Annotated in this window: 16 protein-coding genes and 1 pseudogene; 9 read left to right on the top strand and 8 right to left on the bottom strand. The window is 53.8% G+C overall.

Going from position 1 to position 22,085, the window contains the following annotated elements; genetic code table 11:
• The first annotated feature begins 231 nt into the window (after nt 1–231).
• The 3 genes from menB to PN477_RS15755 all read left to right on the top strand — a co-directional run bounded on the left by menB (nt 232) and on the right by PN477_RS15755 (nt 8,027).
• Nucleotides 232–1,065, top strand: a complete 834-nt coding sequence (gene menB / locus PN477_RS15745; RefSeq protein ID WP_272119217.1) for a 1,4-dihydroxy-2-naphthoyl-CoA synthase — start codon at nt 232–234, stop codon at nt 1,063–1,065.
• Between the two features lie 1,599 nt (nt 1,066–2,664).
• A complete protein-coding gene (locus PN477_RS15750) occupies nt 2,665–5,733 on the top strand; it encodes a DUF4347 domain-containing protein (RefSeq protein ID WP_272147430.1) in 3,069 nt (1,022 codons plus the stop codon).
• Nucleotides 5,727–8,027, top strand: a complete 2,301-nt coding sequence (locus PN477_RS15755) for a CHAT domain-containing protein (protein ID WP_272119241.1) — start codon at nt 5,727–5,729, stop codon at nt 8,025–8,027. Before PN477_RS15750 ends, PN477_RS15755 begins: the two co-directional genes overlap by 7 nt.
• A gap of 60 nt (nt 8,028–8,087) precedes the next feature.
• On the opposite strand, the pseudogene PN477_RS20940 reads toward PN477_RS15755, so the two are convergent.
• Nucleotides 8,088–9,270: pseudogene (locus PN477_RS20940) on the bottom strand (RNA-guided endonuclease InsQ/TnpB family protein).
• Between the two features lie 220 nt (nt 9,271–9,490).
• Between PN477_RS20940 and serS the strand changes: the two are divergent.
• A complete protein-coding gene (serS, locus tag PN477_RS15770; protein WP_272119226.1) occupies nt 9,491–10,780 on the top strand; it encodes a serine--tRNA ligase in 1,290 nt (429 codons plus the stop codon).
• A gap of 38 nt (nt 10,781–10,818) precedes the next feature.
• Nucleotides 10,819–11,493 carry a stress-induced YchH family protein gene (locus PN477_RS15775; RefSeq protein WP_272119228.1) on the top strand — a complete coding sequence of 225 codons (675 nt, stop codon included), beginning with the start codon at nt 10,819–10,821 and terminating at the stop codon, nt 11,491–11,493.
• A gap of 7 nt (nt 11,494–11,500) precedes the next feature.
• Here the strand turns inward: PN477_RS15775 and PN477_RS15780 are convergent, their stop codons facing one another.
• The 3 genes from PN477_RS15780 to PN477_RS15790 all read right to left on the bottom strand — a co-directional run bounded on the left by PN477_RS15780 (nt 11,501) and on the right by PN477_RS15790 (nt 12,776).
• The gene (locus PN477_RS15780; RefSeq protein ID WP_272147432.1) at nt 11,501–11,935 is read right to left on the bottom strand and encodes a tellurite resistance TerB family protein; all 435 of its coding nucleotides are present in this window, start codon (nt 11,933–11,935) and stop codon (nt 11,501–11,503) included.
• Between the two features lie 180 nt (nt 11,936–12,115).
• Nucleotides 12,116–12,511 carry a 30S ribosome-binding factor RbfA gene (gene rbfA, locus PN477_RS15785; protein ID WP_272119233.1) on the bottom strand — a complete coding sequence of 132 codons (396 nt, stop codon included), beginning with the start codon at nt 12,509–12,511 and terminating at the stop codon, nt 12,116–12,118.
• Nucleotides 12,512–12,572: 61 nt separating this feature from the next.
• A complete protein-coding gene (locus PN477_RS15790; RefSeq protein WP_072621886.1) occupies nt 12,573–12,776 on the bottom strand; it encodes a DUF751 family protein in 204 nt (67 codons plus the stop codon).
• A gap of 100 nt (nt 12,777–12,876) precedes the next feature.
• Between PN477_RS15790 and PN477_RS15795 the strand changes: the two genes are divergently transcribed.
• The 4 genes from PN477_RS15795 (at nt 12,877) to PN477_RS15810 (ending at nt 17,723) form a co-directional block, all read left to right on the top strand.
• On the top strand, nt 12,877–13,650 hold the full coding sequence (locus PN477_RS15795; RefSeq protein WP_272119236.1) for a sulfite exporter TauE/SafE family protein: 774 nt from the start codon (nt 12,877–12,879) through the stop codon (nt 13,648–13,650).
• A gap of 432 nt (nt 13,651–14,082) precedes the next feature.
• The gene (locus PN477_RS15800; protein WP_417158836.1) at nt 14,083–15,555 is read left to right on the top strand and encodes an ammonium transporter; all 1,473 of its coding nucleotides are present in this window, start codon (nt 14,083–14,085) and stop codon (nt 15,553–15,555) included.
• Nucleotides 15,556–15,676: 121 nt separating this feature from the next.
• On the top strand, nt 15,677–16,513 hold the full coding sequence (locus PN477_RS15805) for a GDSL-type esterase/lipase family protein (RefSeq protein WP_272147434.1): 837 nt from the start codon (nt 15,677–15,679) through the stop codon (nt 16,511–16,513).
• 16 nt (nt 16,514–16,529) lie between these two features.
• On the top strand, nt 16,530–17,723 hold the full coding sequence (locus PN477_RS15810; RefSeq protein ID WP_272119239.1) for a 4-hydroxy-3-methylbut-2-enyl diphosphate reductase: 1,194 nt from the start codon (nt 16,530–16,532) through the stop codon (nt 17,721–17,723).
• A 71-nt stretch (nt 17,724–17,794) separates the two neighbouring features.
• Here PN477_RS15810 and PN477_RS15815 read toward each other — a convergent pair whose 3' ends face one another.
• From PN477_RS15815 to PN477_RS15830, 4 genes are all read right to left on the bottom strand, one after another.
• On the bottom strand, nt 17,795–18,922 hold the full coding sequence (locus PN477_RS15815; protein WP_272147435.1) for a tetratricopeptide repeat protein: 1,128 nt from the start codon (nt 18,920–18,922) through the stop codon (nt 17,795–17,797).
• A 71-nt stretch (nt 18,923–18,993) separates the two neighbouring features.
• Nucleotides 18,994–19,932, bottom strand: a complete 939-nt coding sequence (locus tag PN477_RS15820; RefSeq protein WP_272118371.1) for a GDP-L-fucose synthase family protein — start codon at nt 19,930–19,932, stop codon at nt 18,994–18,996.
• A 140-nt stretch (nt 19,933–20,072) separates the two neighbouring features.
• On the bottom strand, nt 20,073–21,152 hold the full coding sequence (gmd, locus tag PN477_RS15825) for a GDP-mannose 4,6-dehydratase (RefSeq protein WP_272118373.1): 1,080 nt from the start codon (nt 21,150–21,152) through the stop codon (nt 20,073–20,075).
• A gap of 184 nt (nt 21,153–21,336) precedes the next feature.
• Nucleotides 21,337–22,080, bottom strand: coding sequence for an undecaprenyl-phosphate galactose phosphotransferase family protein (locus tag PN477_RS15830; RefSeq protein WP_072621893.1), 744 nt, complete (start codon nt 22,078–22,080; stop codon nt 21,337–21,339).
• Between the last annotated feature and the right edge of the window lie 5 nt (nt 22,081–22,085).

Below are 22,085 nucleotides of genomic sequence, written 5' to 3' on the forward strand. Positions count from 1 at the left end.
ATGGCGTATCTGAAAATGTCTGTGGAGATGATGGGACGGGGGCTTTGCCTAGTTACCAATCTGTGAAGCAGAAACTCTTAGGTGTGAATCTAAGAATCCCCCGTTAATTGCTAAAGCAATCTAACGGGGGAGTATGTCAACAAAAGAGGGATGATCCCCACCATCCTGGGCCAACTCTCCGGTATCGTAGAAACGATTGAAAACCCCAAAGACAAACGGTGAGGAGACGGTATGGCGATCGCATGGCACATGGTGAAATCCTACGAGGATATTCTGTATCACAAGTCCGATGGCATCGCTAAAATCACCATCAACCGCCCCCATAAGCGCAACGCCTTCCGCCCCAAAACCGTCATGGAACTCTACGACGCTTTTAGTAATGTGCGCGAAGATCCCCGCATTGGCGTGGTGTTGTTCACCGGAGCCGGGCCCCACACCGACGGCAAATATGCCTTTTGTTCCGGCGGGGATCAATCCGTGCGGGGTCACGGCGGCTACCTTGACGACGCAGGCACGCCCCGCCTCAACGTCCTCGACCTCCAGCGGTTGATTCGATCAATGCCCAAGGTGGTGATTGCCCTAGTGGCAGGGTATGCGATCGGTGGTGGCCATGTTCTGCATTTAATTTGTGATTTAACGATCGCGGCTGACAATGCCATTTTTGGGCAAACCGGGCCCAAGGTCGGCAGCTTTGACGGCGGCTTTGGCGCGTCCTATCTCGCCCGCTGCGTCGGTCAAAAGAAAGCCCGCGAAATTTGGTTTCTCTGTCGTCAATACGATGCCCAGCAAGCCCTAGAGATGGGGCTGGTGAACCATGTCGTTCCTCTGGACAATCTCGAAGCCGAAGGCATCCAATGGGCCTCGGAAATTCTCCAAAAAAGCCCGATCGCCATTCGTTGCCTAAAAGCCGCCTTCAATGCCGATTGTGATGGTCAAGCGGGGTTACAGGAACTCGCGGGCAACGCGACGCTGCTGTACTACATGACCGAAGAAGGAGCCGAAGGGAAACAGGCCTTTCTCGAAAAACGCCCCCCCGATTTTCGCCAATATCCCTGGCTACCCTAGTACAGCGTCAAGGCTAAAAATCAGGATGATTGTCGTATCACGACACCTGTTAATCAGTGGGTTACGGCGGATTGCTAGATTGCCGTGAGAGCAGGATTTAAAGCCGTCTAACCTACCCTACAATAAAGCACTTTTTTGAATTTGCCACGATAGTAGGGTGCTGTTAGCGAAGCGTAACGCACCGTCACGTTGAGCTTTGGACATTCAAGACGATTGGGGAGGACACCGGCACATCCTGCCCAATCTCAACGCTTTAATCCATGACGGTAACTCAATCCTGTGTCGCAATCAAACACAAACACCAAGCCGGGCGTAGCGAACCAACTTGGTGTTTTATGGTGTTGTGATTATTTACGATCCCGAAACACACAGTTCAAGCTAGCTTGACAAGGGCAGAGGAGACTCTTCGGGAACTTTTTGGGTGACGGGCATAGATACCGGATCAGAGACAGTGCAGTCGAGGGTTAAGGCATGTTCCAATTGACCGATCTCAATTTCTAAGTTAGGTGCTGCCGCGTTGGTAAAGGGATGAGAAGCCAAGCTACAAGCAGACCAACACCCTTTCACAGGGACACCCAATTGTGAGCAGGAACCACCCCTGCGTCCTTCGTGTTGGTAGTAGCAACAGCAGCGGCAAGTCGAGGTTAAAAAAGATTTGTTATTCATTGGAGTGTTGGGGGGCTAAAGAGGGGCAATGCAAAAATGGAGAGTAGTTATATGATGGATTTCAGTTTTATAAAAATGTGGAGTTGTAATAAATAGATACACAAAAAATGTGCTCTTTGTTCTTTCGTAACATTTGGTTAATTGAATTGCCCTTGACTAGGGTGTTCATAGTGGGGATCAAGAGAAACACCATTTGTTAAACGAGAGTTTGGAGAATCATTTTGTTCCACTACATTTAGATTAATCGTTTGATCTGCATCTATTCTCAATCTTTAATATTTTCTTTACTGTTATTTTTTTCGCGTTTGTGGTATGTAGCGATCAAAGATAACCACCTTTCATCAATGAACTCAAAAATCAGGGTCATCCTTAATCGAAAAATGGACGACTGAATGTGATGAAAATCACATTTTTGAGACTTTAGTCGCACAACAGAGATTCGAGTGCATCCCAGTTATGCAATCCCTCACCCAACCCTCTTCCTCAGGAGAGGGCTTTTGGCTCCTTTCTCCTGCGGGAGAAGGGCTGGGGATGAGGGTGCTCCCTGGCGAGCCATGGGAATCTGCAAAAGTGGGATGCACCCAGAGATTCAGTCTTTTCCTTTGTCTCTACGACAATCTGAGGAAGAGTCCCAGTTCAATCCCCAGGGCTTCATGGCGCAATTCAGCAAAAATTGCTCAAACTGGCTTGATATCCAAGCGATGCTCGTTCCCCCAGAGCGCAGCGGGGCTTCATCCCCTCGATGGGATTGAATGATGGTGAGGCGGCGGCGATCGCTTCCGGTTCCGTAGGATGGCCGGTCGCGTTGCTCTAACTCGCAACCTATGATGGAGACAGAAGACGAAGCCCCCTGCATTCAGTCGGGAGTGAGCTTACACAATCAGGGTGTAGCCTCCGGTGTTTTCTTGTTGCGATCGCAACATTCTCCCCATCATGCCAGTCTCTCCCCCTTGCCATTGGGTTCGGCTCATCCTCCTGTGCAGCAGTTTGCTGATCTGCCCATCTGCCCCCGGTTGGGCCCAATCGATTACACCGGCTGCCGATGGAACCGGATCGGTGGTGACCCAAAGCGGGGATCTGTATCAGATTACCGGCGGCACATTGTCCGGAGACGGGGCCAACCTGTTCCATAGCTTGGAGCAATTGGGATTGAACCCCACCGAAATCGCCCAGTTTCTGGCCCAGCCTCAGATTCAGAATATTTTGGCGCGGGTGACGGGGGGGAGTCCGTCGGTGCTTCAGGGGTTGGTGCAGGTGTTGGGGGGTGGAGCGAATTTATACCTGATCAATCCGGCGGGGATTGTGTTCACGCCTACGGCTCAGATTGATGTGCCGGGGTCGTTCACGGCGACAACGAGCGATCGCATTCACTTCAGCGATCGCGCCTTCAACGCCATCGGAGCCAACGACTACAGCGCCCTCAACGGCAACCCCACCGCCTTTGATTTTCTCAGTGCGGAGCCGGGTGCGATCGTCAATGAAGCACACCTCAACAATCCCAACGGCGATATTAATCTCCTCGGCGGCACGGTGATTAATCTTGGAACCCTTGAAGCCCCCAACGGTCAGATTACCCTCGCCGCCGTCCCCGGTCGCCGCACCCTCCGCATTACCCAAAGCGGCACAATCTTAGGGATTGAAATCCCCCTCAGCCAAGACCCCGCCAGCCTCACCCCGGAGTCTCTCCAATCCCTGCTCCAACTGCCCCACTTCCAATCCGCCGATCGCGTCACCGTCGATGATCAAGGGGTGGTGCAGATTAGCGGCTCAGATCTGACGATTACGGCGGGGGATACGGCGATTTTAGGGATTACGAAGGGCAAAACGGTACAGATCGCCGGGGCTGGGTTGATCGTCCCTGACCCTAACGCGGTGATCACCCCAGGGGAACAGAGTGCGCCCACGGTGATTCATTTTGCCGACCGCCCCGATGATCCCAACGCCCTCATCTTTCTCGATGCCACCGTTGAAGACTATCAATCCCTCCTCTACAAGGGCAAACCCGGCACTACCACCACCGTCATCACGCCCGCTCAATCCGGTATTGAGACGATCACCAACACCCTCGCCCCCCGCCAAGGGGTGGATGAATTGCACCTTGTCACAGAGGGCAACGCGGGAGAATTTTGGCTAGGGCGGGACTATGTGAGTGCGGCAAATGTGGGGGAATTTAGCGAGCAATTGCAGGCTTGGAGTGCGTCCCTGAGTGAGGGGGCGGATCTGCTGCTCTATAGCTGTTTTACGGCGTTGGGGTCGGTGGGGGATGCGTTGCTGGCGAGTTTGGCGGCGGCGACGGGGGCGGATGTGGCGGCTTCGACGGATTTAACCGGGAGCGCGGCGTTAGGGGGTAATTGGCAACTGGAAAAAACGGTGGGCAATGTGGAGGCGGGTTTGGCATTTGAGGGGGATGCGATCGCCCTCTATCCCCACAAGCTCGATATCGTCACCGTTACCACAGCCAGCGATTCAGGGCCAGGCTCATTACGTGATGCGATTACTTGGACTAACAACAATGCCGGAGCAGACAGCATTCGCTTTCTGATGTCCGTCATGGCCCTTCAATACATATTCCTGACCAGTGGCCCCCTTGAGATCAACACCAGCACCGGCGGACTCACCATCTCACCGAATATCCTGCCCGAACTCTCAAATAATTTCAATCTGTTCCGAATTCCCACCGCCGAAAATTTCCGCATCTTCAACATTACCGGCCCCAATTCCGTTGTTCTCGAAGACTTTACTCTTCACAACGGCAATGTGAGCGGCCTAGAAAATGGGGGCAGCATCCAGAGTACAGGCGGCGGCTCCCTCACCCTCAATAGTGTCACCGTTAAGAATAGCGCCAGCGCCAATAATGGGGGCGGCATTTTCTCGGATGGCCCCGTCATTCTCAACAGCACCCTGATCCAAAACAACACTGCCGGGAATCAGGGTGGCGGCATTAATGCCCCTACGGTGACGCTCCACAGCAGCACCATCATCGGCAACCGCAGCACCAACGACGGCGGCGGCATTGCCACACAGAACATCACCGCCACCTACAGCCGCATCGATCACAACATTAGCGACGCAAATGGCGGCGGCATTGCCACCAACAGCGGGGGAAGCTTGGAGCGCACGGTGGTGATAGGGAATCAATCACTCGACAGCGGCGGGGGAATCCATAACAACGGCACATTAACCCTCAACACCAGCACCATCAACGGGAATACCGCCTTCAATGCCGGGGGAGGGGTTTGGTCTGCTGGTGATTTGAATGTGGTTAATAGCACGATCAGCGGTAACTCAGCAACCACTGGGGGAGGTTTGTATAGTCTGGGTAGCCCCTTAGCTCTGAACAACAGCACCGTCAGCGGCAATCAGGCGAGTCAAAGCGGCGGCGGTATTACCAATAATTCTGCGTTTCTTTCCCTCATCCACAGCACGATCGCATTCAATACAGCGGATGCTGACGGGCATGGCTTAGGGGATGGTGGGGGACTCTATCAGTCTGCTGGCACGGCGAACATCACCAACACCATTGTGGCCAATAACACCGGGCAAAATGGCAACCCCTCTGCCTTGTCCGGTTCTTGGAGTGGCAGTACGATTCAGTCCAGCTTGCTTGATAGTGATGCGGGGGTGAATGACCTGACCTTAACCCCTGGGCTGAACCAAAATATCATTGGGGTTGACCCACAACTTTCGCCCTTGGGGAACTATGGCGGGCCAACCCAAACCCACGCCCTGTTTCCGACCAGTGCGGCGGTAGATTCGGCCCAAGGATCACAACTAACGGATCAACGGGGAATCAGTCGGGTCGGAACACCGGACATGGGAGCCTATGAATCGCCAACGATTCAAGTGCTATCAACAGGAAGCGGTCAAAGTGCGACGGTAAATACGGCCTTTCCTCAACCCTTGACAGTGACGGCGCGGGATACGTTTCAACTGAAAGGAGTGGCGGGGCTGACCGTGACCCTGGAGATTCCAGCGTCGGGGGCGAGTTGCAGACGATGTTAACGGGGGTGACGGGGGCGGATGGGACGGTGTTGTTTAATCCGGTGGCGAATACGATCGCAGGCTCCTACACCGTACAAGCCACGATTACCGACCTCAAGATCAGTCCGCTGCCTTTTTCCCTGACCAATACGCCCGCCAGTGCAGTGGAATTTACTGTGCAAGAAAGTCTCACCACGATGACGGCGGGAACCTCCCAGGATGTGACGGTAACGGCGTTGGATCTGTTTGGCAATGTGGATACGAATTTTAGCGATCCGTTGACCTTAAACAGCAGTGATCCCCAAGTGTCCCCAATCACCGGGGGCAACCTCACCAACGGAGCCGGGTTGTTTGGGGTAGAGTTACGCACGGCCGGGTCACAGACCGTGACAGCGAATAGTGGCGCGATCGCAGGCAATTCAGGGCCGATCCAAGTGACCGCAGCGGCTCCGAGTCAGTTAGCGATCGCCAGCGGCAACAATCAAGTTACCACCATTAACCAAGCCTTTCCCCAATCCTTAACGGTCAAACTCAACGACCTGTTTGGCAATCCGATTAGTGGGACTGCGATCGCATTTGCTGCCCCCACGACCGGAGCGAGCGGCACACCCACCCTCACTTCTGTACTCACCGATGCTCAAGGGATCGCCTTCACACCGTTAACGGCCAATCAACAGGGCGGAGCGTTTCAGGTGATTGCCACCAGTCCCACCCTCTTGACGGCTGCATTCAACCTCACGAATATTCTTTCGGTTTCAACGTCAGCCCTTCCAGCTCCCCCGGTGTCCTCCAGTGTTTCCAGCAACCCCGCCCCTGTCCCCCCACCCATCCTTAATTTTCCGCAACTGGGACAAGTTCAACCAGGGGTGAACAGTCCGCTCCTCCCCCCCGCTCGTCCTCCAGGCTCGACGGGGCAAGCACCCCAACCGGGTCAAGCACCCCAACCGGGTCAAGCCATGCCCCCCCCACGAGTCGCCCTCGCGCCCGATGTGCGTAACGCACCGCCCCAAGTGGAGCAACTCGAACAGGGGGTCAATCGGCCGTTTATTCAGCATCTGAATCTGAGGACGCTCCCCTCACCCCCCACGCCGCAACAGGTGCAGAACACGCTGCAAACCATTGAAAACCAGACCCAAGAAAAACCGGCGTTGGTGTATGCCTTTTTTAAAGCGCCAGAGTCAGACTTAGCGCCCAAGGTAGATCCGGGTGTATTGTGGCGATTGCCTGATGGTCATGCACCCCAAGGATCGGAGGAATTTGTCGCGCCGAGCGGTGATCCGCAGCCAACGGATGAGCTGGAATTGGTGGTGGTGATGGGGGATGGTACGGTGTTGCGGCGGCGAGTGCCGACGGCGGTGCGATCGCAAGTGATCACCACGATGCGACAACTCCGACGCACGGTGATTAACCCCGACAGTCAAGGCTTTTTAGGCCATGCGCAAGCCCTCCATCAGTGGCTGATTGACCCGATTACGGCAGAGTTAGAGGCGGCAGGGATCACGAATTTAACGTTTATTCTTGATCATGGCCTGCGGTCAATTCCCTGGGCGGCGTTGCACGATGGTGAGCAGTTTTTGATTGAAAAATATAGCCTGGCGATCATGCCCAGCCTCTCCCTCACGGATACCGCATACCATCCCTTAAACCGACCAGACATTCTCGCCATGGGAGCCTCTGATTTTCAAGTGCAAGACCCATTACCGGGGGTTCCCACGGAATTAACGGCGATTACGAACACGATCGCCCAGAGTCAATCGTTTCTCAATGAAGGCTTTACCCTGGCAAACTTGCAAACTGCCCGCCAAGCCGAGGCCTTTCAAATCGTCCATTTAGCCACCCATGGCGAATTTCGCCCCGGCAGCCCCGATAATTCCTACATTCAATTTTGGCGCGAACAGCTTCCCCTCAGTGATTTTCCCAGTTTGCAGTTTAATAATCCGCCGGTGGATTTGTTGGTGTTGAGTGCTTGTCAGACGGCGGTGGGTGATCCGGAGGCGGAGTTAGGGTTTGCGGGGTTGGCGGTGTTGGCGGGGGTGCGATCGGTGTTGGGGAGTTTGTGGTCTGTGAGTGATGCGGGGACGTTGGGGCTGATGACGACGTTTTATCAGGAGTTGAGTCAGTTGCCGATTAAGTCGGAAGCCTTGCGCCAAGCGCAGTTGGCGATGTTGCGGGGCCAGATTCGGATTGAAGCGGGGAGGCTGATCACGCCGTCTAGTCAGATTCCCTTGCCGCAGGCGCTACAGAGCTTGGGCGATCGCACCCTGACCCATCCCTATTTTTGGAGTGCTTTTACGATGATTGGCAATCCGTGGTAAGGCGGTGAGCTTGGGTGTGAAGTACCCGACGCTGATGCTCTGCATCCAGCGCGGGCTTCTCTAATCAACCGCGACAGCCTCGGAGAGGGTAGACTTGCGCCTCCCTCCCCTTGGTCTGACATCGCGTCCGAGAGCAGAAGCCCCACTTCCTGAGTCCAAAATCCGCAAGCCTTCCTGTCTGATATTGATTGCCGCATTGATGTCGCGATCATGCCGTTCTTGGCAGTGAGGGCAGACAAACGAGCGAACCGAGAGATCCATTTTTTCTAGCGGTAGCAGCGTGTTTGAGCAGAGGTGGGAAGATGGGAAGAATCGCCCAATCTCCAGGTACACCTTACCTTCAAACTCTGCTTTGTATTGGAGCATGGTGCAGAACTGCCCCCAACCAACATCACTGATTGCTTTGGCTAGATGATGATTCTTGACCATATTCTTAACGGCTAGATCTTCCACCACAATGACTTGGTTTTCGTGTACTATCTTGCGGGATAGTTTGTGATGAAAGTCTTCTCTGGCTCTGGCGATTTTGGAGTGAACCTTGGCAACCTGTAAGCGTGCTTTGTACCGGTTCTTGCTGCCTTGCTTGCGTCTGGCAAGTTTACGTTGCTTCCGTTTTAGGTTGCGTTCATAACTTTTTGAGAGGACGTGGATTAGGAAACTTTGAACCATCAGATGTGATCGCGAAGTCTGTCAATCCCAAGTCAATTCCAATCGCCTTACCCTCGCTAGACAACTCCGGCTTGGCTGTACCATCTTCGACCAGCAGAGACGCAAAGTATTTCCCATCTGGATTCCTGGATACCGTAACAGTTTTCAACGTCCCCTCAATCGGTCGGTGAATCTTGGCCACCACCACACCGAGCGAACCGGGGAATTTAATGGCGGCATCAGACAACAATGATACGTTTTGAGGAAACTGAATCGACTGCCGACGATGCTTAGATTTGAACTTGGGATACTGTGCTCTGCCGGCAAAGAAGCTTTGGAATGCCTGAGACAGATTCAATACTGACTGCTGCAAACATTGCGAATAGCATTCTTTCAGCCATTCATGCTCCGCTTTGAGCAAAGGAATCTGTTTCTTCATCGTGAAAGCAGAAATACCCTTGCCCGTCGTTTTGTACGTTGCCGTCATCACAGACAAGCAATGATTCCACAGCCATCTTGCACAGCCAAAATGCCGGGCAAGCGTCACAGACTGCGCATCGGTGGGGTAAATTCTGACCTTGACGGCTTTCAACATCCTCTTGTTTTAACATCAGCCCCTCTTGATGTTAATCAGTATGTTAATCAGTTGCCTGATCAGATCCAGGGATAGTTCCTTCGCTCCGCTCAGTCACGCGGCTCTCATCCCGACGCTGACCTTGCAGGTACAGCGCGGGGCTTCCCGCCGATTAGCTAAAATTAACAAGCACATCCTTCTGTCGTAATCACCGATTACGGACTCCCCCGAACGTCAAACTATGCTTGATATTAAACAGATCCGCGAAAATCCCGATTTTGTGCAAGAGCGTCTCCACCGTCGGAGTGGGGAGTATGCGATCGCTGAACTCCTTCACCTCGACCAACGCCAGCGCGATCTGCAAACCACCCGCAACAACCTCCAAGCCCAAGGCAACAGCACCGCCAAACGGATCAAAGAAAAAATCCAAAGCGGTCTAGATCCCAACAGCCCCGAAATCAACGCCATCAAGGCCGAAGGCAGCGCGATCAAGGCCGAACTCGCCAAACTCGACCCTCAAGAAAAAGCCCTCAAAGCCGAGATTGACACCCTCCTCCTCACCCTGCCCAACCTACCGAGCGATCGCACCCCCATCGGAGCCAACGAAACCGAAAACGTCGAACGCAGCCGCTGGGGCGACGAATACAAACCCAACCTCGACCAGCCCAAAGCCCATTGGGAGATCGGCGAAAACCTGGGCATTTTAGACTTTAAACGCGCCGTCAAAATCGCCCAAAGCCGCTTTGTGAACCTGATCGGCCCCGGTGCAGCCCTCGAACGCGCCTTAATTAACTTCATGCTCGATCGCCAAACCGCAGCGGGCTACACCGAAGTGATGCCGCCGGTGTTGATCAACAGTGCCAGCCTCACCGGGACGGGGCAACTCCCCAAATTTGCCGAAGAAAGTTTTCGTTGTGGCGATGATGACCTCTGGCTCACCCCCACCGCTGAAGTCCCTTTAACCAACCTCTACCGCGATGAAATTCTCGACGCGGAACAGTTGCCGATCCACCACTGCGCCTATACCCCCTGTTTTCGCCGTGAAGCCGGCAGCTACGGCAAAGACACGCGGGGACTGATTCGCCTCCACCAATTCAACAAGGTGGAAATGGTGAAGCTGGTACATCCCGACCATTCCGAGGCGGAACTAGAGGCCATGCTTGGCAACGCCACGGCAATTCTGGAAGCGTTGCAGTTGCCCTATCGGATTTTGGAACTTTGCACCGGGGATCTCGGCTTCACCGCGACGCGCTGCTACGACGTGGAAGTGTGGATGCCAGAAGCAGGAGCCTATCGAGAAATTTCCAGTTGCTCAAACTGCACAGATTTTCAGGCACGACGGGCGAGCATTCGGTTTAAAACCCCTGGCCAAAAGGGAACAAATTACGTCCACACTCTCAATGGTTCCGGCTTGGCGGTGGGGCGCACGATGGCGGCAATTTTGGAAAATTATCAGCAACCTGATGGCAGTGTGACGATTCCGGAAGCGTTGCGCCCCTATTTCGGACGGGATGCGATCGCCCCTGTATAACCGTTTCAGGTTGAACATTACCAAAGAGAGTCCGCGCTATGGGTGAATGGTTGGGATTGCTGTCGGAATTTGTGGAGCTATGGCAGCGATCGCGCCAAGCCCGTACCGAAAATCCAATTATCGACTATGAAAAAAACTCCCAACCCAACCGCGATCCCTGGCGATGGCGGCTACCCAACCCTGACCTGCAACTAATCCTAGAGGATCACCCCCAAACGAGTACGATTCATCTCACCCCGCGTCGCAGTTTTGGGGAAATCATCATAGTACTCATGGGCTACGGAATGACGTTGATGGGGCTTTGGTTTGGCCTAGAGACGTTAATTACAACTGGTGATCTGAAGGGATTACTGATCATCTTGGTGATTTTTGGTGGCTTCGGGTGGTTGTTTTGGCTGGTGGGCAGTCGGGTGACGCGGATAGAGCTAACGCCGGATCGCCTGACCTTGGTGGTGACCCTGGGGTTTCACGGAGAAGTGAAGCACCGCTATCGTTGTCGCCCCAGCCTCAGGGTGACGGGGGCCTATCAAAGTGTGTTGAGCATGGACCGGGATCAGGCAATGCCGGATTTTAATCTCTTCGTGCAGCGGGGACGGTTTGGCAATCGGGCTAAGTATATTACCGCCTGCAACCAAACCCAAGGGTCTTGGCTGGTGGAGGGGATCGTGGCCTGGCGCGATGGGTTGCAATGCGATCGCCCCGCAACGGATTAATGATTGCTTAGGGATCTTGGGCGATCGCTTTGCGGTAAAGCTGCTGAATCGTTTTGAGGATGGATTCAATCACCGACGGATGATGAGCATGATCGGGGTCAAGCTCTTGCAGTTGCAGCAAAAAGCGGGCTTCTTGGGTTTGCACTTCGCCGTCGCTGTAGATCAAGGCGCTGATCGCTTCAAGGAGGGTTTGATAGTCGTCGTGGGTGTAGCGATCGCCCAAATAGCTTTTCACCCAGAGATAACATTCCTGGGGCTGCACCGGCTTCACTTCCGTCAGTAATGCCTTAATTTCGGGATCATCCACCAGGTTATTCTCCGTCGCCATGCGGTGCAGATAGTTGCGTTCTTCTGGTTGAATCACACCATCAATCCAGGCTGCCCCAATCAAAATCTTGAGAAGATCTTTTGTACTGTGGAGTTGTGGTGTGGGGGCTGTCATGCTGGGGTCATTCTTGGTTGCAACCAAAAGGCGAAATTTTCAGCCCTATTTTAGCACTGGAGCCTATCAGACTCTGGGCCAATTGACCCTGCACCATAGCTAGTACAGAGTCAAGACTTAATCTTCAGATCGTCTTGAATGCCCAAAGCTCAACGACATTAGGGCCGATCCGGCTTGATTCTAGTCGTCGTCCTCGGCGGCGGGAATGTCGTCTTCGGGGGAGGCAGTGGGTTTAAGTTGGGTGAGGAGGGTTAAGACGCGATCGCCCCGCTCAATGGAACGATCTTCAATGAACTGGACATTGGGCGTGCGGCGCAGGCGAATCCGTTGCCCCAATTCCCGCCGGATAAAGCCGGTGGAGGATTCCAACCCGGCCATGGTTTGTTCCCGCACATCATCGGAGCCGTAGATACTGACGAAAATCTTGGCATGTTGCAAATCCCCCGACACGGCTACATCGGTGACGCTGACCATGCCAGCGCCGACGCGATCGTCTTTGATTTCATGACCTAAGAGTTGGCTAACTTCGCGTTTAATCAGGGATGAAACGCGAGATACGCGGCGATTGGTAGCCATGAGGACTCCTCTCCTACTGAGCTAAAAAAAAATCCGGTGGATTAACCCCTTTCCTCTGTCACTATACGGGATTCAGTCCCAACATCGCGCGGAGTGTAAAGAAGATGAAGCCCGATAAGCCGATGAGAATTCCGATTAAGGCGGTCAGCCGGAGCGGACTGCTGAACATGGGGCGAACCCATTGGTAGAGGGCAAAAAAGACCCCTAGGGTAAATGTCACAAAATAGCGACAGTAGCGGAGCACATTCTCAAAAAATTCTTGCATGGTAGCGATCGCGCAACTAAAGATAGGTTCCCTTAACTGGTAGCATTATCCACGTAATTTCGACAAGCAACAGCGTTCACAGGACGGGGAATTTAATCGCGTGGAACATCTTGGGTTTTTAGTGGCGGGCGGCTTACTGTCGGGTCTGTTGGCGGGTTTGTTGGGGATTGGGGGCGGTACGGTGCTTGTGCCGATCTTAGTGGCGCTGGGCTACGGGTACGATCCATCCGTGGCCACCAGTAGTTTAGCGATCGTGATGACCTCCCTGTCTGGAACCCTGCAAAACTATCGCATGGGCTTTTTAGATTGGCGACGGGTAATCGTCCTGGCGATTCCTGCGATCGCCACCGCCCAAATCGGGCCGTTGTTGGTGGGTCAGATCCCCAATTTCGTCAAAGAAGCCGCCTTTGGGGTGTTGCTGATCGCCACCATTTTTCTCGTCATGCTGCGCAAGCGACTGATTGCCCAGCAGAACAGCGATCGCCCCACCCCCGCCCCCAACCTCCTCATCCCCCGCCTCAGTACCGGAGCCGCCGCCGGCCTCCTGGCCGGACTCTTCGGGGTTGGCGGTGGGGTGATCATGGTTCCGTTGCAAATGCTCCTGCTCAACGAACCGATCAAAACCGCCATCCAAACCAGCCTTGGGGTGATCGTCGTCACCGCCATCTCCGCCTGTGCGGGCCATGCCATCCAGGGCAATGTGTTAGGCATACCGGGATTAATTCTCGGTCTTGGGGGACTCGTCGGAGCGCAGATCAGTACCCGCTACCTCCCAAAACTGCCCGATCGCATCGTCAGTATCAGTTTTCGATCGCTTCTTGCCCTGCTGTCGCTCTACTTCTTTTGGCGTGCGATCGGCAGCTATCCCACCTAGGTTATGACGATTCTGATCCCCCAACCCAGCCCATGGTTGTTGATTAGAAATGATCATTAAACTCTCATAATCTATCCGTCCGACTAAATGTAATTAAAGTTACAGAAAAAACTGACGTACCCCTCCAAGATCAACACGTTTCTGTCGTGTTCTTTCTAGTTAGCACACCAGTCTGAGTGAGTCTGGCAATGGACTGAACTCACGTTCATATAGTGTTCAGGACTAGACTTTTAGTAATGAATCCGGTACTTTTATAGACTCAGTAACGACTCAGGATGATCGGGTTTTCCCAGAATGCAAGACAGGTGCTCCGGAGTGCTTTCTGGTTTGGCGTTGAATCCCATTCAACACCCTGGGAACCCCATTCGATGACAATCCTGAGCATTCCAGAAAATGACTGTGTTTCTTTAGATTCAGGAAAGTTTTGTAGTGATGTCCAAATCAACTCTGGTCAATTCTTTCTCTGCTCGCGAGAGAAGGGAGAGAGCGGCAGCAGGAAATTTGAAACCTGTGCAGCAACTGTTGCGCTGGTTTTCACCCTATTGGATTGCCTGCATTCCACTAGTGGCGATCATCCTTGTGGTGTGGGATTCCGCTGCGTTTGCCCAACATGCCATTGACCTTGACGAGCTGGATTTTGCCGATCCGGAAGTCATCAAAGGCACTCTAGACACCGTATTCATCCTAGCTTCAGCGATTTTGGTGATCTTCATGAACGCCGGTTTCGCCATGTTGGAAGCTGGATTCTGTCGCCAAAAGAACGCGGTCAACGTGTTGGCGAAAAACTTGATCGTGTTCGGCATTGCGGCGATCGCGTATTGGGCGATCGGCTTTGCCTTCATGTACGGTCAAGGCAACGGCTTCATTGGCAGCACGGGATTCTTCCTCCTCAGTGAAGACCCCGCCGACTACGGCTTAGACCCCTTCCCGGCAGGCTTGCCCATTTCGGCATCGTTCCTGTTCCAAGTGGCCTTTGCCGCGACGGCTGCCACCATTGTGTCCGGTGCTGTTGCCGAACGGATTCACTTCGTGTCCTTCCTGATTTTCGCGTTCTTACTCGTTTCCGTCTCCTACCCCATCACCGGCCACTGGGTCTGGGCTGGCGGTTGGCTCAGTGAAGCGGGCTTTAGCGATTTTGCCGGCTCGACAGTGGTTCACTCCGTCGGGGGTTGGGCTGCGTTGATGGGGGCGGCCTTCCTCGGCCCCCGGATCGGCAAATATAACGACAGTGGCATCAACGCCATTCCTGGCCACAACATGAGCATTGCGACCCTAGGGTGTTTGGTGCTGTGGGTGGGCTGGTATGGGTTTAACCCCGGTTCTGAATTGGCTGCTAGTCCTAACATTACCTACATCGCGTTGACCACGACCTTGGCAGCGGCGGCGGGTGGTGTGGCTGCGACGGCGACCTCTTGGCTCAAAGATGGTAAGCCTGACCTCTCGATGGTGATCAACGGCATCTTGGCAGGTCTGGTGGGCATCACCGCCGGCTGTAATGCGATTCCTTACACCGGATCTGTGATTACGGGTGCGATCGCTGGCGTGATCGTCGTCTTCTCCGTATCCATCTTCGATAGCCTCCATATCGACGACCCCGTGGGTGCAACCTCAGTTCACCTCGTCTGCGGGATTTGGGGAACCCTCGCCGTGGCAATCTTCGGCGGCGGTAACTTCGTTGCGCAAGTGATCGGGATTCTCGCCGTTGGTGGCTTCACCGTGGTCTTTAGCTCCATTGTTTGGTTGGCGTTGAAATTCACCATCGGCATTCGGGTTAGTCCGGAAGATGAATTACAAGGTCTGGATATTAGCGAACATGGAATGGAAGCGTACAACGGTTTCGTGACCGAAACGGATACCTTTGCCGGTGGCCAAGCCATGGGCATTAGCGGTAGTTCCGAAGCTTAAAACCCATTCGATTGAACCCGCTTCCCTTTAATCTAGATGCAAAATCTGCGACTCTAGGTTAAAGGGAAGCCTTCGTTTGAGGCTAAAATTCTGTATTGTGTTTACTCCCCTTTTATATCGTTTGCTCCAATCTGCTCACCGTTGGGCTGCCTTTTCCCTCGCAGCGAACGTCCTCTTGCTCTTTGCCCTGTTTGCCGTCACTCAACGTCCGGTTGAACCCAAACTCGCCCTCGCTTCCTTGGCGGGTAGCTCTCAGCAGCTCCTGGCCAAGACCCCTGTGCCCAGTCCCCACGATCGCAGCCATCGCCAAGCCCTGTCCTATCAGCAATGGGTGGATCTGCTGGCCCAGGAAGCCAGCGCCGCCGCCCAGAATCAACCCAATAACTTGATGGTGTTAATGGGAGATTCCATCACCCTCTGGTTTACCCATGACCTGCTGCCCCCCGGCCAGACTTGGCTCAATCAAGGCATTTCGGGGGAAAAAACCCTAGGACTTTTGCGGCGCTTGCATTTGTTGGATCACACTCGCCCCCAAGCGGTGTTTATGATGATCGGGATTAATGATGTGTTGTGGGATGTGAGTGATGCGACGCTGTTGGCCAATTCCCGGTTGATTATGCAGGATTTGCGCCGCCAACATCCCCGCAGCCGTGTGGTGGTGCAGTCGATTTTGCCCCATGCTGGTGCGTCTGCTACCTGGGAGGGGCGCGATCGCCTCCTCTCGATCCCCAATGGCCGCATTCGCCGTCTCAACCTCGAACTCGAACGCATTGCCGCCCAAGAAGGAGCGACATTCCTCAACCTTTATCCCCTCTTTGCCGATGAGCGCGGTAATCTAAAAATGGATCTCAGCACCGATGGCCTGCATCTCAACCGGGACGGCTATCGCGTTTGGTCTACGGCCCTGCAACTGTTCATCGGCCTCGAACTGGATCATACCCATCGCAAAACGGATTAAATCGTCTCTTTCATTCATGGATACCAAAACCTTTAAACGCACCCTCAACCATTCTGAAAACTACCACCGCAAAGGCTTTGGCCATCAGGATGAAGTCGCGGGGGTCATGGATCGCGAATACCAAAGCTCGTTAATTCAGGAGATTCGCGATCGCAACTACCAACTCCAACGGGGCGCAATCACCATTCATCTCGCCGAATCCTTTGGGTTTTGTTGGGGCGTGGAGCGAGCGGTCGCCATGGCCTACGAAACGCGCCAACATTTTCCCACCGAACGGATTTGGATCACCAACGAAATTATCCATAATCCGGCGGTGAATCAACGGTTACGGGAGATGAATGTCGGGTTTATCCCCGTGGAGGCGGAGGTCAAGGACTTTAGCGTTGTCGAAGTGGGGGATGTGGTGATTTTGCCCGCCTTTGGGGCCAGCGTGTCGGAAATGCAGTACCTCAATGATGTGGGCTGTACGATTGTGGACACCACTTGCCCGTGGGTGGCGAAGGTGTGGAATTCCGTCGAGAAACATAAAAAGCGGGACTATACCTCGATTATCCACGGCAAATATCAGCATGAGGAAACGGTCGCCACGAGTTCCTTTGCGGGTAAATATTTGGTGGTGTTGAATTTGGCTGAGGCTCAGTATGTGGCGGACTACATCCTTAAGGGGGGCGATCGCGCCGAATTCATGGCCAAGTTTGCCAATGCCCATTCTGACGGGTTTGATCCCGATCGCGATCTCGACCGCGTCGGCGTGGCCAACCAAACCACGATGCTCAAAAGTGAAACCGAAGCGATCGGGAAACTCTTTGAGCACACCATGTTGCAGAAATATGGCCCCGTCGAACTGAATACCCATTTCATGAGCTTCAACACGATTTGTGATGCCACCCAAGAGCGTCAGGATGCGATGTTTTCCCTCGTGGAACAGCCCCTCGATCTCCTGGTGGTGATTGGCGGCTTTAACTCTTCCAATACCACCCACCTCCAAGAAATCGCCGTGGAACGGGGGATTCCCTCCTATCACATCGATAGTGGCGATCGCATCGGCCCCGGCAACCGCATCGAACATAAACCCCTCGACACCGAGCTGGTGATCACAGAAAATTGGCTCCCCGCTGGCCCGCTCCAGGTCGGCATCACCTCCGGAGCTTCCACCCCCGACAAATCCGTCGAAGCCATCATCGAAAAAATCTTCGCCCTCAAACCCTAAGATCACCCGATCACCCCATGGAACCGAGGAGCCAGGCGGCCTAAGTCCCCTGGCTCCTCGGCAGAGTCGGACTAATTAAAGGGCCGGAACGGATCATCCTCGCGATCGTCGCCGAGGAGAGACTCGATCGTCTTCGCCCCTAATTGATTGCCCTGCTGTTCGTAAAGATTCAGCGCCGATTGCCAAGCCGTAATCGCTTCGCGGCGACGCTCACGGGACTGGAGAGCAATGCCTAGGCGGTGGAAGCCCACCGGATCATCCGGGGCCAACTGGGTAACGCGACGATAGGCCACGATCGCCGGTAAATAGGCCCGCTCTTGAAACAAAATATCCCCAATGCTCAACTGCGCCTCTGGGGTATCGTCCGCCATCGCGACGGCACGATAAAAAATCTTCTGCGCCTCATCTTCGTTGCCCTGTTCTTGCAAGACCCCACCGATTTGCACCTGCACCATCGGATTGCGAGGATCAATGCGGGCAGCTTGGTTAAAGGCTTGCAGGGCTTCGTCTTGCTGATTGGTCATGCCAATCAAGAAAATACCCAACTGCATCCACAGGTTGGCATTCTGGGGATAGCGTCGGGCCGATTGGCGCAGCAAATCAATGGCCTCTTGGGGGCGATCCTGTTCGAGGAGGGCGGTGGACATCATGCCGTAAACACTGCCATCTTGTGGATCAAGGGCGGCGGCCTGTTGATAGACTTGGTAGGCTTCTCGGTGGCGGCCTTGGCGCATCATCACCACACCCAGCCCTAGGTAACTATCCACATGGTTGCGATCGAGTTGGAGGATGCGGCGATAGGATTGCTCGGCTTCGGTGTTGCGATTGAGTTGCGCGTGACAGAAGGCGAGGGCATAGAGAAACGGAATATTATTCGGCTCCAGGATCAACGCATATTCGTAGGCTTGGGCGGCGGCGTTGTATTGGCCCTGGAGGGTGTAAAGATAGCCAATGCCGGAATAAATTCTGGGATTGGTGCGATCGATATAGACCGCTTGTTGGTAGGCTTCGAGGGCGCGATCAAACTCTCCGGATTCGACGAGATCCCGTCCTTGCCGGAGGTAATTGTCAAGTTGCTCATTGCGGGCGGAGGTTTGACCAAAACCGGGCTGGGGGAGAAGTGTCAGTCCCACCATGAGACTGAATCCTGCGATCGCCCGTCCCCATTGTTGCATTCTTGTTCGACTGATTCGACTCATCTGTTCCATGACTCCTCAACTGGATGAGGAGCCACCAATACCCCCCATCCATAACAGCTATTCTTCACCCATTAGGCAGCATGCTGCCGATACCATTCAATTGTATTCGCTAAGCCTTGGCGAAAATCGGTTTGAGCAAAAAAATTGAAGGTTTCTTTGGCCCGTTGAGTATCGAGACAGCGACGGGGTTGACCATTGGGCTGATCCGTTTGCCAGACAATCTCACCCTTGAACTCCATCAAGTCGCAAATCAACTCCACCAGATCCCGAATCGAAATTTCCGATCCCGTCCCCAAATTCACCGGCTCCGGCGCATCATAGCCTTGGGTCGCCATCACAATCCCACGGGCAGCATCGACGGAATAGAGGAATTCACGAGTGGGGCTACCATCGCCCCAAGCCGGTAACTGGGTATCACCCCGCTGTTGGGCTTCGTGAACCTTGCGAATCAACGCCGGAATTACATGGGAACTGGCGGGGTCGAAATTATCTTCGGGGCCGTAGAGGTTCACCGGCAGCAGATAAATCCCATTGAAGCCGTACTGTTGACGGTAGGCTTCAAGCTGCACCAAGAGGGCCTTTTTGGCGATACCGTAGGGAGCGTTGGTTTCTTCCGGATAGCCATTCCAGAGGTCGTCTTCTTTAAAGGGGACGGGGGTGAATTTGGGATAGGCGCAAATCGTCCCCACGCAAACGAATTTTTCCACACCAGCCTGATAGGCCGCATGGATCAGTTGAGCACCCATCATCAGGTTGTCATAAAACAATTCGGCGGGTTTTTCACGATTGAGGCCAATTCCTCCCACATGGGCGGCCAGGTGAATGATGATGTCTTGGTTTTGGACGACGGCTTCACAGGCGGGCATTTGACAGAGGTCGTAATCGCGCGATCGCACCACCGTAATCAAATCCGCCTGCGCCCCCGCCGCCACCAACTGGGCCACCACTTGCTTCCCTAAAAAACCCGCCCCGCCTGTGACGAGCACTCGCTTTCCGCTCAGTTCTACCATGATTCAATTCATCTCTTGCGTATACGACAAACGGATGACTCGCTTTGAAAGGGTTCGATCCAAGCACCGCTAGGGTCATCCCACCATTGCACAGCCGCCCAAGATGGACTTGGGTTCGTCCTTGGATCAACAGAAAAAGCCTAGTCCACCGTCATCCGGTTATGGTGTAAATAGGCTAAATCAGCCTTGAGTTGTTCAGTCACAACCCCCGTCGGTGGCTCCAGACCCAGCGCAGTCAAATCCGCATCCACCATTAATTTCACCAATTCTTCAAAGGTGATCGACGGTTCCCAACCCAGTTGTTTTTTCGCCTTCGTACAGTCACCAATCAATAAATCCACTTCCGCCGGTCGCAGGTAGCGCGGATCAAACTTGACATAGTCTTCCCAATTGAGATTGACATGGCTAAAGGCAATCTCCAGGAATTGCCGAATCGAATAGGTTTCATTGGTGGAAATGACGTAGTCATCGGGCTTGTCCTGTTGCAACATCATCCACATCGCCCGCACATAGTCGCGGGCATAGCCCCAATCCCGTTTGGAGTCCAGATTTCCTAAATACAGATCCTCCTGTTGTTTGGCGACAATCCGGGCGACGGCGCGGGTAATCTTGCGGGTCACGAAGGTTTCCCCCCGTCGTGGTGATTCATGGTTAAACAGAATCCCGTTGCAGGCGAACAGATCGTAGGATTCGCGGTAGTTAATCGTTTGCCAATGGGCGTAGACTTTAGCGCAGGAGTAAGGACTACGGGGATAAAATGGGGTTTCTTCACTTTGGGGCACATGTTGGACTTTGCCAAACATTTCCGATGACCCGGCTTGATAAAAGCGGACTTCTTGGCCGGTGCGCTGTTGGTAGTCCCGCATGGCTTCGAGGATGCGTAATGCCCCCATGCCGACGGCATCGACGGTATATTCTGGCGCGTCAAAACTAACGCGCACATGGGACTGAGCGCCTAGGTTATAGATTTCCTGGGGTTGCACTGCTTCAATGATGCGCCGGAGGGTGGTGCCATCGGTGAGGTCTCCGTAATGCAGGAAGAGACGAGCGTCTTCGTCATGGGGATCAACATAGAGGTGATCGATCCGATCCGTGTTAAAGGTGGAAGTCCGGCGAATAATGCCATGGACTTCGTAGCCTTTTTCGAGGAGAAGTTCAGTGAGATAGGAGCCATCTTGACCGGTGATCCCTGTGATTAGAGCTTTTTTGAGTTGCGTCATCGTATCGGCTTGTCCTTACATTGTTCTAAGGTTGACTCTGCGGTTGAGAGTATTTTCTCTCTTCAACTTAGTAGAAATACAGAGATTTCGTGTGATCTATAACTGACTTTTTTACTTTTGCTATCACTGCGAGTCTCACGCGCTGAGGGCCGATGAAGGGAAGAGGCGCGATCGCACCTCTTCCCTAATACGCACCATTGTTGCCCGGAAACAGAATCACACCGATGGTTTTCACAATAATGAAGAGATCCAAAACCCAATTATGGTGACCAGAATAGTACACATCGATTTGAATCCGCCGTTGGTAGGGAATATCATTGCGGCCGGACACTTGCCAGAGGCCGGTGATGCCCGGTTGTACCCGCAGCACCCGATCCATGTAGCGACCGTAGCGGGGCACTTCTTCCGGCACGAGGGGACGGGGTCCGACGACGCTCATATCACCTTTGAGCACATTCCAAAATTGGGGCAGTTCGTCTAAGCTCGTGAGGCGGAGAAATTTACCGATGCGGGTGATGCGGGGATCTTGGCGGAGTTTGTAGTCGGATTCAAATTCTTGGCGCAGTTGGGGACAGTTGGACACCATCTCAGACAGGAGGGTGTCGGCGTTGTTGACCATGGTGCGAAATTTGATACATCGGAAGGGTTTGTGATGTTTTCCGATGCGTTCTTGACAGTAGAAGATGGGGCCGGGGGATGTGAGGGCAATGAGCGCCGCCAACACGAGATAGAGGGGGGACAGGATGACTAGAATCGTGGCGGCGAACAGAATATCAAATACCCGTTTTTGCCGCAATCGATTAAAGCGTTGCGATCGCGCCCGTTGGGACTGGGCCGACTGTTGATAGGTGGGGGACTTTGATGGTCGGCCCTTGGCCATCAACCCACGGATTAATTTGACGGAAACCAGTTGGCTTTCGGCGGTCATTGTAC

The sequence above is a fragment of the Spirulina subsalsa CS-330 genome, assembly GCF_028330765.1.
In the GTDB taxonomy this organism is placed as follows: Bacteria; Cyanobacteriota; Cyanobacteriia; order Cyanobacteriales; family Spirulinaceae; genus Spirulina; species Spirulina subsalsa_A.